Origin of the sequence: Novosphingobium sp. MBES04, from assembly GCF_000813185.1 — a bacterium.
Taxonomy (GTDB): domain Bacteria; phylum Pseudomonadota; class Alphaproteobacteria; order Sphingomonadales; family Sphingomonadaceae; genus Novosphingobium; species Novosphingobium decolorationis.
Genome location: NZ_DF850488.1, coordinates 3,091,252 through 3,103,701, shown reverse-complemented (window position 1 = coordinate 3,103,701; position 12,450 = coordinate 3,091,252). Strand labels below are relative to the sequence as shown.

Genomic DNA, 12,450 nt, shown 5'->3' with positions numbered 1-12,450 from the left:
GTCGCGCTCGAAACTCATATTCCGATCAAGCGTTGCCGTCGTCTTGATAGTGGTCATGGCGATTTACTTCGCCAATGCGTCATGGCTTGCACCAAGCCCCGAAGGGCGACCGTTGCTGCTTGCCCATCGCGGGGTGCATCAGCTTTATGACAGAGCCGGTCTCGACAAAGAGAGTTGCACGGCAACGCGTATTTTCCCGCCAACCAATCGCCTGCTGGAAAATACGATCCCGTCGATCGCTGCCAGTTTCGACAGGGGTGCGGATATTCTGGAAATCGATATCCATCCGACGAGGGATGGTGACTTCGCCGTCTTTCACGATTGGACGCTCGATTGTCGGACCAATGGGACCGGGGTCACCCGCGATCATTCGATGCCAGAGCTGAAAGCGCTGGATATAGGCTGGGGCTATACGGCCGATGGCGGGAAGTCATACCCGTTCCGGGGGGAAGGCATAGGGATGATGCCAAGCCTGTCAGAAATCTTGGAGGCGTTTCCCGATCGACGCTTTCTCCTGAACATCAAGAGCCGTTCCTCTCGCGAAGCTGAGCAGCTATTCGCCTACCTGACGGCTCACGACATCGACATTGGCCGACAGATCATGGTCTACGGTCACGAGCGCCCGATCCGTGTCTGGCGAGAGTTGACTTCCGACGGATGGGCTTTCTCCAAAGCTTCCTTGAAGTCCTGCACGATTGCCTATGCGAAGCTGGGCTGGTCCGGCTCTGTTCCTTCCGAATGCAAGGACGGCGTAATCGCCGTGCCGATCGCATGGCGCAACTTCTACTGGGGCTGGCCCAATCGTTTCCTTCAAAGGATGTCGGCTTCCAACACTCAGGTTATATTGCTTGGCGATGTGCAAAGCGAAAATGGTGCACCTGGTATTACTGACCCCGCTGATCTTGCCGCCATTCCTCACGGGTTTCGTGGAATTATCTGGACGGACAGCATCGAGGAGGTTGGTCCGGCATGGAAGAAGCTACGACCGGGAACGGATCACGCCACGTCAGCTGGCAACTAGCCAAGGCCAACAAGGGTGAGGAGGTACGCGTCCGCTTTCCCCCACTTCAGATGTTCCAACCGATGCCGAATGTGTCCGCGCGGCCTTCGGTCCCTGATCGGGAACAGCGACCGAAGGAGACTGGAAAGACCTCTTTTCATGGGGCCATCGCCCCTTGACCCCAAAACGGGCGACCTCACCTCTCTGCGTCACGGCCGCGCGCGAAAGGTGCGCCAGACAGTATGGGGAGCCCGAGGGCGATGGCCCTCGGAATTCCTTCTTCCTTTCCCCTGCCCTTCTCGAAAGCTCTGTAAGCCTTAGCTCCGCACCGCCACGTCGAAAGCCACGGTCATGCGCCTTCCTTGCGCAAACGGCGCGGTGCCGTGGAAGAGCGTGCTGGGGAAGAGCGTCAGGTGCTTTTCGAGCGGGGGCACGATCTGGCGCGGGGGCAGGTCGAGGCCCATTTCGGGCGGTGCGCCGCCCACTTCGAGGCAGCCTGCGCCGGGGGCATCCTCGGCAAGTGGCGGCAGGTCGATGTAGAGCGCGGAGGAGAGCACGCCCTGGGGGTGGATATGGACCGTGTGGCGTCCGCCCGGGCCCAGCCGCACCGACCACGAGCCTGCGATGGCCAGGTCCTCGTCGCGCCGCGCGAGCAGCGGATGGCCGGGGTCGCACGGGGGCAGGCCCGCCCGGTAGGTCTCGATCACCTCCAGAATCGCATCGTGCAGGACTTTCAGCGGCGCCTCGGTGCGCGCGAAGAGCCCGCCGCGCGTCTGGCTGCCGCCGCGCACCGACTGGCCGACCGGCACGAAGGAGGTTTCGTGCAGCGCGTGGAGCAGCGCCTTGATCTCGTCCCACTGGTCATCGGAGATGGCGAGCGGCAGGCGGCGCACCATGTTCGGCTGGCCGTGGAGCCATTCCTCGCGCGGGTCGTCCAGCATGCGCCAGGCCAGCGAGCGCAGCCCCCAGCCCGAGACATCGTGGGGCGCGTCGTCCAGCGCGCGCGCCAGCAGCGCCTCGGCGCGTTCCGGGTCACGGCAGCGCAGGCGGTGGCGCGCTTCCTCGACCCGGGCGAGCACGCCGGCACGCCCTTCGCGCGCGGGCAGATCGGCAAAGAGTGCATCGGCCCGCGCGAGATCGCTCGCCGCGCTCGCCGCGCTCGCGGCGGCCACGCGCACGTCGGGGTCCTCGGGCATGCGCGCCAGAGCATCCTCGCCCACAGCGTGCGCCTCGGCCGTGCAGTCCGCGCCGCTCAGTGCGCCAACCCAGGCCAGCGCGAGCCCGGCGTTGCCCGGGAGCGCGCGGCTGGCCGCCGCGTAGTGGTCGGCAAAGCGCCCGTCCTGGAGTGCGCCCTCCTCGGTGTTGAGGCGCAGTTCGGCCAGGTAGCGGTGCACATCGAGCCAGCCGGGCATCTGCGCCGAGAGCGCATCGGCGATCTGGCGCGCCTCGGCAAACTGCCCTTCGGCTTCCAGCGCCATCGCGCGGCCCAGCCACAGGTTCGCATCGCCCTGGTTGACCGCGAGCGCCTTGGCGTAGCGCGCGCTCGCATCCCCCTCGCCGCGTTCGAGCGCGATGCGTGCGCGTCCATGCAGGCCGCGCACATGCCCCGCGTTAAGGGCCAGGCACGCCTCGTAACTGGCCGAAGCGGCGGCCAGATCGCCGCTCGCCCGCTCGGCCGAACCGCGTGTCGACCAGTAGCGCGCGTCGTGGCGCCCCTTCGCCTCAAGCCCCCGGAGAAGCCGCACCGCCTCGCCCGCGCGGTCCAGCTGTTCGAGCACGATGGCGTGGTTGACCGCGTATTCCAGCTCCCCCGGCGCGGCCTTGCAGGCACGCGCATAGAGCGCCTCGGCACGTGTCGTATCGCCCAGCCGCAGCGCGCTGCCCCCGGCGCTGTTGAGCAGCCGGGGCTCCCTGGGTGCCAGCGCGAGCGCCGCATCGAAGAGGCCCTGCGCCTCGCCCGCGCGCCCCGCCTTCTCGGCGCTGAGCGCGGCTTCGCGCAACTGGCCGATGCGCGCCATGTCGAGCGGCGCGCTCACCGGTCGCGCAGCCAGCCGGTGATGGCCAGACGCCGTGCGGGCGCGAAGGGCGCGACATAGCTCACCATGTGGCTTTGCGGCACGCGCAGCAGATTGAGCGCGTTGAAGCGCGGGCGCCAGCCCTCGACCACATCGCCGTCCTCATCAAGGAAGTGGAGATAGCCACCCCAGTCGGGATGCCAGTCCGCTTGCGCAAAGTTCATCACGTAGGCGACGCGCCAGCCCTCGGCGACGTGGCTGTCGGTGTGGGGCCCCAGGAAGTCGCCCGGCGCGAACAGGGTCGCCTGCGCGTCGGCCTTGCGCAGCTCCGGGATGCCGCAGATATCGCGCGCCAGCTGCAGGAAGGGCGCATCGTTGATGTGTTCGAGCAGGAGCGCGAGCGGGCCGTTGCGGTCCCAGCCCTGAAGGTAGGCTTCGAGCATCGGGTAGTTGGCAAAGCGCACCGCGTATTCGCCCCGGGCCGCCGCGCCGTAGATCTTCTGCGCCAGCGCCTGCCGCTCCTCAGGGCGCATCGCCTGGATCTGTTCGGGGCGCAGCGTAGTGTGCGGCTCCTCCCCAGCCTGGCAGGCAAGGCCCCAGGGGGTCTCCCTTTCCAGAACGCCGCGGATCGTCTGCGCGGCCTCGGGCTTCAGGAAATCGCGCACCTGTACCCGGCCATGCTCCAGGAATTTCGCGCGAAGGGCCGCGCGGTCGAGCGCGGGATTGATCTCGAAGAGGGATAGCGTCATCGTGGCTCCGCAAGTAGCACAGGCACCGCGTCTTTCCCAAGCCGCCCGGCGATGTGCATTGATGGAAATCACAGACGAAGCCGCGCACCCGACCATGTCCCTGACCTCCACGTCCCTGACCTTCACGCTCAATCCCGCTCTCGACACGAAGGCGGCGGCCGACCAGTTCGCGCAAGGCGGCCACACGCGCCTCACGGACTTCCTGGAAGAGAGTTGCGCCGAGGCGCTCTGGCGCGAACTGCGCGCCCGCGAGGACTGGGTCCAGGTCATCAACAGCGGCGACAAGAGCTTCGAGCTCGACCGGCCCACCCGCAAGAGCTTCTCGCCCGAACAGGCCAAGGCGATGGACGATGCGGTCTACGCGGGCGCGCGCAGCGGCTTCCAGTTCCGCTACGAGGCCCTGCGCGTCCCCGACAGCGCCAAAGCGCGGGCCAAAAGCACCGATACGCTCGCCCGCTTCGCGACCTGGATGTCCTCGGCGCCCGTGCGCGCGCTGCTGGGCGCGGTCACCGGCGAGGGGGCGCTTACCTTCGCCGACGCGCAAGGGACCGCCTATGCGCCGGGCGACTTTCTGACCGCGCACGACGATGCGGTGGCGGGCAAACGACGCCATGCCGCCTACGTGCTGGGCCTCAATCCGGCCTGGCGCGCGGAATGGGGCGGGCTGCTGCTGCTCCATGACGCAGGCCAGAGTGGACGCATCGCCGTGCCTGCCTTCAACACGCTCGACCTCATCCGCGTTGGCCAGGCCCATTCGGTCAGCGAAGTGACCCGCGCGGCTCCCAACCGGCGCTATGCGGTCACCGGATGGGTGCGCACGGGAACTGTGCCCGCGTGACCGTTTCCGGCGCGTTTTCCGCGACATGATGCGCCTTTTCATTTTGCCCAGGCCGCTGCTATGCTCCTCCCAGGGCACCGCCACGCGTGCCGAGGAGACCTGAAGACCGATGGCTGCCAAGACCTCCCGTCCTGCCCGCACCAAGCGCCTGCCCACGCCCTTCGCGACGCCTGTCACGCTGGGCGCCGCGCTTGGCGCCGCCCTGGCCCTGACGCCGTTGGCCGCAGGTGCGCAGGAGAGCGCCGAGCCGCCCGCCGCACTGCGCGGGCTTGCCCAGTGCCGCGCGCTGGGTGACGATGCCGCGCGCCTCGCCTGCTTTGACAAGGAGAGCGCCGCACTCCTGGCGGCGAGCGATACCGGCGCGGTCGCCATCGTCGACGAGGACGAGGCCCGCCAGGTGCGCCGTTCGCTCTATGGCTTTGCCGTGCCCGAGATCGCGATCTTCTCCAAGACCCGCAGCGCCAAGGCCGAAACCGCCGAAGCGGACAGCGAGGAAGAAGCCCGCGATGGCGACGAGGACACCCTCGTCTCGACGATCACGAAGGTCGAGGGCCTTCCGCGCGGCTACTACCGCGTGACCATTGCCGAGGCCGATGCGGTCTGGGAGACCACCACCAAGCGCCGCAGCGCATCGGCCCCCAAGGTGGGCGACAGCGTGGAATTCGAGGCGGCGGCCTTTGGCACCTACTGGATGCGGCTCAACGGCCACATGGGGGTCAAGGCGCACCGCGTGCGCTGACGGGCAGCCGCGCGCGTACCTGGCGGGAGGCTGGCCGCCCATGAAGATTTCGCGCGCGTGCAACAAAACCCGTCATCAAACGCTCAGCGATGCGTAAAGTTGCACAGTTTGTACATTCAGAAACACAAAATGGGCAGTACAGCACACTGCCAACCACCCGAGTGTGGCAACTTTATTACACCACTTATGAAATGTTCTAAGTCAATTGTCTTAGGAGTTGCCCCGGAGCGCCATCGGCGCGATCCCTCCCCCGACGCTGCGAGGGGGTAGCCCTCCTACTCCGTTTCGCTTGCCGACCCAGCACCGCACGGTGCCGGCGAGCGCCCGCAGCGTATGTGTAAAACAAGGGGCAAACCATTGAAGACCAACATCATGCGCACCGCGCTGATCGGGGCGACGTGTCTGACGACCGTTGCGCTGAGCGCCACCCCCGTCCTCGCGCAGGATAGCGCTCCCGTCGCCGCCGACGAGAGCCCGGACAACGCCATCATCGTGACCGGCTCGCGCATCGCGCGCACCAACGCCGACACCTACGAGCCGTCGATCATCATCGACAGCGAGCTTCTGCAGAAGCGCGGCCTCACCAACATCGCCGACGCGCTGAGCACGGTTCCCGCCTTCGGCACCCCCGGCGCCAGCCCCACGGGCGGCCAGGGTGGCAGCTTCGGTTCGGGCCAGAGCTTCATCAACTTCTTCGGCCTGGGCTCGCAGCGCACGCTGACCCTCGTCAACAGCCGCCGCTTCGTCAGCTCGAACACCGCCTCGATCTTCGGCCCCTCCGCCGCCGGTTCGCAGGTCGACCTCAACACGCTGCCGACCCTCGCGCTCGACCGCATCGAGACCATCGCCGTGGGCGGCGCACCGATCTACGGCGCCGACGCGATCGCGGGCACCGTCAACATCCTGCTCAAGCAGGACTACGAGGGCATCGAGCTCAACGCGCAGACCGGCCTGTCCAAGCGCGGCGACGGCGCCAACCACCGCCTCGGCGCGCTGGCGGGCACCAGCTTCGGTGGCGGGCGTGGCCACATCGTGGGCGCGTTCGAATACAACCGCACCGAGGGCATGACCTACGAGGCACGCAAGCGCACCGCGGCAGGCCTGTTCTACACCTCGCCGATCGAGGATTCGCCCTACAGCCAGGTCATCATCGAGGATCGTCGCATCCCGGCGCTGAGCCCCTACGGCCTGCCCACCACCATCGACATCATCCCCGGTGATCTCGGCCCGCTCGGCGCGCCGGGCCAGAACTACGGCATCCTCGACGCGCAGGGCAACACGCTCGGCTTCGACCGCAACGGCAACCTTGCCCCGATCGACTTCGGCACCGTGCACGGCGCCACCGCGTCGGCCGGCGGCAACGGCATGAGCCTGGTCCCGCTCTCGAACCTGCTTTCGCCGGTCGAGCGTTACCTGGGCTACGCCCACGCCGACTACGAGCTGACCGACGGCATCAAGGCCACGGTCGACTTCAACTACGCCCGCTCGAAGGGCACCGAACTGCGCACCCAGCCGGTCTACAACACCTGGCTGTTCGGCGACGCGGGCGATCCCGACGGCAACCTCATCATCCCGCTGTCGAACCCGTTCCTCAACGACGCCGCGCGCCAGACCATCGCCGCGCAGCTGCCCGAGGGCCAGGACTACTTCTACCTGGGCCGTGCCAACACCGACCTCGTCTCGGGCCGTGGCAGCTCGACGGTGGAACTCTACCGCATCACCGGCGGTCTTGAGGGTGACTTCAACGTCGCGGGCCGCGACATCTCCTGGGAAGTGATCGGCAACTACGGCCGTTCCAAGACCAAGGGTTCGAGCCGCGAGCTGGTTCAGCAGAACTTCGAGAACGCGCTGGCCGGCTGCCAGGACGGCTACACCAACTCGCCGATCCAGACCGGTTCGGCCACCTGTGTCCCGTTCAACCCGTTCGGCAACCAGAACGGTCCGGAAGTGGGTGAGTACATCACCACGACCGCGCACCCCACCGCGCTCAACGAGCAGTGGATGGTCACCGCCGACATCACCGGCACGCTGTTCGACCTGCCCGCAGGCGGCGTCGGCTTCGCGCTGGGCTACGAGCACCGCAACGAGAAGTCGGACTTCGATCCGGGCGCCTTCTTCTACGGCGCGGTCGACCCCAACGATCCCGATGGCGCGCGCACCCAGTACGGCCGCTCGATCCCGATCGATCCGGTCCGCGGCAGCTACCACACCAACGAAGTCTTCGGCGAACTCCAGGTTCCGCTCATCTCGCCCGACATGAACGTTCCGTTCCTGTACTCGGCCGAGCTGCACGGCGCCGGGCGCTACGTCGACAACTCGCTGGCGGGCGGCGACCTCACCTGGACCGCAGGTGGTAAGGTCAACTTCCTCAAGGACTTCGGCATTCGCGGCAACTTCACGCGCTCGATCCGCGCGCCCGCGATCACCGAGCTCTACAACCCGACGAGCCAGATCTTCACCACCGCCGACGATCCGTGCGATGCGCGCTTCATCACCGCAGGCCCCAACCCGGCCAACCGTGCGGCGAACTGTGCGGCCGACGGTCTTCCCGCCGACTTCACCTCGAACATCGTCGACTTCACCTCGCGCGGCTCGCTTTCGGGCAACACCAGCCTCGAGAACGAGACCGCCGACAGCTGGACCATCGGCGGTATCTTCACCCCGACCTTCCTGCCCGGCTTCTCGCTCGCGGTGGACTGGGTCAGCGTGAACCTGAAGAACGCGATCGTCAGCGTCGATGCCGATGGCACGCTGGAAGCCTGCTACGATGCGACCAGCTTCCCGAGCTCGGCCTGCGACCAGATCGACCGCGACGCGGACGGCCAGGTGGAATTCATCCGCACCGGCTACCTCAACGCGGCCTCGTACAAGTACAAGGGCCTGATCGGCGAACTGCACTACTTCACCGAGACCCCGTTCCTGGGCGCCAACAGCGCGATCCAGCTGGGCGCCTCGTACCAGTACATCGATACGCTTGAAACGCGCATCGGCACGGGTGACCTCTCCACTTCGCGTGGCGGCATCGGCTACTCGAAGCACCAGTTCACGGTGAACGCCAGCTACATGAACGGGCCCTTCACGGCCTACACGCAGGTGCAGTACATCGGGAAGGCCGAGCGCGATCCCGACGCTTCGGCGAACACCTACGAGTACCCGACCCGTCCGGCGGTGGCCTTCGTCAACAGCTCGATCAGCTACGACATCAACGAGGACTACACCCTGCGCCTGATGGTCGACAACGTGTTCGACACCAACGCGCCTTACCCGGCACCCGCCGGTGGCGGCCTCGACACCTACTGGAGCGGCTTCATGGGCCGTTACTACAAGGTCGGCGTGACCGCGCGCTTCTGATAGCCGCGCCGCACGGCACAACGAAAAGGGCCCCGGGAGCGATCCCGGGGCCCTTTCTTTTGGGTCAGAAGAGAAAGGTGCGGTCGGCAGCCTGGGGGTCCAAGGGGCGATGGCCCCTTGAATCATCCTTCTTACTCAACCGTGATCGTCAACGCGCCGTCACCATCGCCGATGGCAAGCTGTGAACCGTCGGGGATCTCACCCGCCAGCAGCTTCTCGGCGAGCGGGTCCTGCAGGTACTTCTGCACCGCGCGCTTCAAAGGCCGCGCACCATAGACCGGATCGTAGCCCACCCGGCCCAGCCAGGCCTTGGCGGCGTCCGACAGGTCGAGCACGATCTTGCGGTCCTTGAGCAGCTTCTGCACCCGCGCCACCTGGATATCGACGATCGGTCCCATGTGGTCCTGGCCCAGCCTATGGAACATGATGACCTCGTCCAGGCGGTTGAGGAACTCAGGGCGAAAATGCCCGCGCACCACGTCCATCACCTGGGGCTCGACGCTTTCGACGTCCTTGCCGTCCTCGATTTGCGTCAGGAACTGGCTGCCCAGGTTCGAGGTCAGGATGATCAGCGTATTGGTGAAGTCCACCTGGCGCCCCTGCCCGTCGGTCAGGCGCCCGTCGTCGAGCACCTGCAGCAGGACGTTGAAGACATCGGGGTGGGCCTTTTCCACCTCGTCGAAGAGCACGACCTGGTAGGGACGGCGCCGCACGGCCTCGGTCAGGACGCCGCCTTCCTCGTAGCCCACGTAGCCCGGAGGCGCGCCGATCAGGCGGGCGACCGCGTGCTTCTCCATGAACTCGGACATGTCGATGCGCACCATCGCGCTGTCATCGTCGAACAGGAATTCGGCGAGCGCCTTGGTGAGCTCGGTCTTGCCCACGCCCGTGGGGCCGAGGAACAGGAACGAGCCGAGCGGACGATTGGGGTCCTGCAGGCCGGCGCGCGCACGGCGCACCGCCTTGGAGACGGCCTGCACCGCCTGGCGCTGCCCGATCACGCGCTTGCCCAGCACTTCCTCCATCTTGAGGAGCTTCTCGCGCTCGCCTTCCAGCATCTTGTCGACCGGCACGCCGGTCCACTTCGACACCACGCCCGCGATGTCGTCCTCGGTCACTTCCTCGCGCAGGAGCGCGTTGGCCGACTGGGCCTGCGCCTCGGCCAGCTGGCGTTCCAGCGAGGGGATGGTGCCGTAGGACAGCTCGCCCGCACGGGCGAGATCGCCCGAACGCTGCGCCTGATCGAGGTCGGTGCGTGCCTTGTCGAGGCTCTCCTTGATCTTGCCTTCGGCGGCGATCTTGTCGCGCTCGTTCTGCCAGCGGGTGGTCAGCTCGCTCGACTGCTGTTCGAGGTTGGCCAGCTCCTCGCGCAAGGTGACGAGACGGTCGGCCGACGCGCTGTCGTTCTCCTTGGCGAGCGCCTGCTCCTCGATCTTGAGCTGGATGATGCGGCGGTCGAGCTTCTCGATCTCTTCCGGCTTGCTCTCCACTTCCATGCGGATGCGGCTTGCGGCCTCGTCCATGAGGTCGATCGCCTTGTCGGGCAGGAAGCGGTTGGTGATGTAGCGGTTGGAGAGGGTCGCGGCCGCCACCAGCGCGCCGTCGGTGATGCGCACGCCGTGGTGCAGCTCGTACTTCTCCTTGATGCCGCGCAGGATCGAGACGGTGTCCTCGACCGTGGGCTCACCAATGAAGACGGGCTGGAACCGGCGCTGGAGGGCCGCGTCCTTCTCGACGTACTTCTGGTATTCGTCGAGCGTGGTCGCGCCGATGCAGTGCAGTTCGCCGCGTGCGAGCGCGGGCTTCAGGAGGTTGCCCGCATCCATCGAGCCTTCCGAGGCGCCCGCGCCGATCAGCGTGTGCATCTCGTCGATGAACAGGATGATCTGGCCTTCGGCGCCCTTCACCTCGTCGAGCACGGCCTTCAGGCGCTCCTCGAACTCGCCCCGGTACTTCGCGCCCGCAATCAGCGCGCCCATGTCGAGCGCCATCAGCGTGCGGTCCTTGAGGCTGTCGGGCACGTCGCCGTTGGCGATGCGCAGCGCAAGGCCTTCCGCGATGGCGGTCTTGCCCACGCCCGGATCGCCGATCAGGACGGGATTGTTCTTGGTGCGGCGCGCGAGGATCTGGACGGTGCGACGGATCTCCTCGTCACGGCCGATGACCGGGTCGAGCTTGCCGTCCTTGGCGGCCTGCGTGAGATCGCGCGCGTACTTCTTCATCGCGTCATAGGCGTTCTCGGCCGAGGCGTTGTCCGCCGTGCGCCCGCCGCGCAGTTCGGTGATCGCCCCCTCCAGCGCCTGTGCGGTGAGGTTGGCCGAGGCCAGCGCCTTGCCCGCCTCGGTGGTGGCGGCCAGCACCAGCGCGAGCAGGATGCGCTCCACCGTCACATAGCTGTCGCCCGACTTGGTGGCGAGCTGCTCGGCCTGGTCGAGCAGGCGCACCGCATCGTTGTCGAGCCCCGGGGTCGCCTGCGCGCCCGAGCCCGACACGGCGGGCATCCTGGCCAGCGCCTTGTCGATCGCACTTTCCGCAATCTTGGGATTGCCACCGGCGCGCTGGATCAGCCCCGCGGCCATACCCTCGCCATCTTCGAGCAGAGCCTTGGCGATGTGCTCGGGGCTGATGCGCTGATGGTTGTTGCGGATGGCCACGGTCTGCGCGGCCTGAAGGAAGCCCTTCGCGCGGTCGGTGAACTTTTCGAGATTCATGGTCTGTTTTGCCTCCTGACACCCCGGATATGGTGTCGCAATTTTGCAACACAAGGGATGCCCCACCAAAATTTTCCATGGCTTTATCTGGGCGCTTTTCCGGCCAATTCAATTGCCCGGGATCAAATCAGCCAAAAGTTGGCCAGCCCGCGCCTCGCACGCCTCGCTGCGTGAGAAAGGTGCGCTGGACAGTTCGGGGGTCAAGGGGCGATGGCCCCTTGAAAATCCACTTACTACTGCCCGAGAACCCCGCGCAGCAAACCGCCCAGCGGCTTCAGGGGATCGGCCCGCAGGTTCGCCTCCTCGCGGCCGATGTAGGCAAAGATCCCGTCGAGCGCCTGTTCGGTCACCGAGCCGCCCAGCGCGTCGCGGGTGAGCCCGGCGCTTTTCACCAGCCGCGACGATGTCGTCAGGCGGTCGAGCTGGCGGTAGGCGCCGACCTCTTCGAGCCCATCATCGACGAGCGGGCGCAGCGCGCCGTGCAGCTCCTCGCCCGCGCTCGTGCGCAGATAACGCGTCGCCCCGTCGGAGCGCGAGGCGATGCCCGGAACGTCGGTCACGTCGAGGTCGCGGATCGCGGTGCGGAAGACCGGCTTGGCCGCCCCCGCCGCGACGCCCGCCGCATCGTTCACCGCGCGCACCAGCCCGCCGGTGAGATCGAGCGGGCTGCCCGCGCCCAGGATCGCGCCGACCCCCTGCCCGAAGCCGCCCCTGGTGCCGGATTTTCCGCCCAGGAGTCCGCCGATCAGCGGCAGGTCGATGCGCACGTCCGGGTCGTCGTAGAACGCGCCGGGCCGCGCCAGCTTGTCGAGCGAGCTGTCGCTGGCCTGGACCAGCAGCCCCGTCAGCGTCCCGCCGAGCCCCTGCGCGTTTGCCGGATAGGCCAGGCCCATACCCAATCCGGCTCCCAGGCCCGCAAGTCCCCAGCCCGCGCCCCTGCGCAGCAGCCCTCGGCGGTTCCACATCGGCGCCTTCGCGTCCCGGTCCATATCCACTCCTCTCCGGCCGCTGGGCCGTTCGTGTTGCCGTGCGCGAACGATTGCAGAC

Annotated in this window: 8 protein-coding genes; 4 read left to right on the top strand and 4 right to left on the bottom strand. The window is 67.1% G+C overall.

Going from position 1 to position 12,450, the window contains the following annotated elements; all coding sequences use genetic code 11:
- Positions 1 to 55 precede the first annotated feature (55 nt).
- The gene (locus tag MBENS4_RS13815) at positions 56 to 1,021 is read left to right on the top strand and encodes a glycerophosphodiester phosphodiesterase family protein (RefSeq protein WP_052322288.1); all 966 of its coding nucleotides are present in this window, start codon (positions 56 to 58) and stop codon (positions 1,019 to 1,021) included.
- 296 nt (positions 1,022 to 1,317) lie between these two features.
- On the opposite strand, the gene MBENS4_RS13810 is transcribed toward MBENS4_RS13815, so the two are convergent.
- Both MBENS4_RS13810 and MBENS4_RS13805 read right to left on the bottom strand, forming a co-directional pair.
- A complete protein-coding gene (locus MBENS4_RS13810) occupies positions 1,318 to 3,036 on the bottom strand; it encodes a putative 2OG-Fe(II) oxygenase (protein WP_084592089.1) in 1,719 nt (572 codons plus the stop codon).
- Positions 3,033 to 3,764: a 2OG-Fe(II) oxygenase gene (locus MBENS4_RS13805; protein WP_039391419.1), complete on the bottom strand. Its 732-nt coding sequence runs from the start codon at positions 3,762 to 3,764 to the stop codon at positions 3,033 to 3,035. The genes MBENS4_RS13810 and MBENS4_RS13805 overlap by 4 nt, the downstream gene beginning before the upstream one ends.
- A 61-nt stretch (positions 3,765 to 3,825) precedes the next feature.
- Here MBENS4_RS13805 and MBENS4_RS13800 point away from each other — a divergent pair, with 61 nt between their 5' ends.
- The 3 genes from MBENS4_RS13800 (at position 3,826) to MBENS4_RS13790 (ending at position 8,692) form a co-directional block, all read left to right on the top strand.
- Positions 3,826 to 4,602 (top strand): 2OG-Fe(II) oxygenase, encoded by a 777-nt coding sequence (locus MBENS4_RS13800; protein WP_242404904.1) that lies wholly within the window; start codon positions 3,826 to 3,828, stop codon positions 4,600 to 4,602.
- A 109-nt stretch (positions 4,603 to 4,711) separates the two neighbouring features.
- A complete protein-coding gene (locus tag MBENS4_RS24195) occupies positions 4,712 to 5,341 on the top strand; it encodes a hypothetical protein (protein ID WP_052322287.1) in 630 nt (209 codons plus the stop codon).
- 357 nt (positions 5,342 to 5,698) lie between these two features.
- On the top strand, positions 5,699 to 8,692 hold the full coding sequence (locus MBENS4_RS13790; protein WP_052322286.1) for a TonB-dependent receptor domain-containing protein: 2,994 nt from the start codon (positions 5,699 to 5,701) through the stop codon (positions 8,690 to 8,692).
- A 131-nt stretch (positions 8,693 to 8,823) separates the two neighbouring features.
- On the opposite strand, the gene clpB is transcribed toward MBENS4_RS13790, so the two are convergent.
- Together clpB and MBENS4_RS13780 are read right to left on the bottom strand one after the other, a co-directional pair.
- Positions 8,824 to 11,403 carry an ATP-dependent chaperone ClpB gene (gene clpB / locus MBENS4_RS13785; RefSeq protein ID WP_039391418.1) on the bottom strand — a complete coding sequence of 860 codons (2,580 nt, stop codon included), beginning with the start codon at positions 11,401 to 11,403 and terminating at the stop codon, positions 8,824 to 8,826.
- Positions 11,404 to 11,636: 233 nt separating this feature from the next.
- Positions 11,637 to 12,392, bottom strand: a complete 756-nt coding sequence (locus MBENS4_RS13780; RefSeq protein ID WP_039391416.1) for a DUF4197 family protein — start codon at positions 12,390 to 12,392, stop codon at positions 11,637 to 11,639.
- Between the last annotated feature and the right edge of the window lie 58 nt (positions 12,393 to 12,450).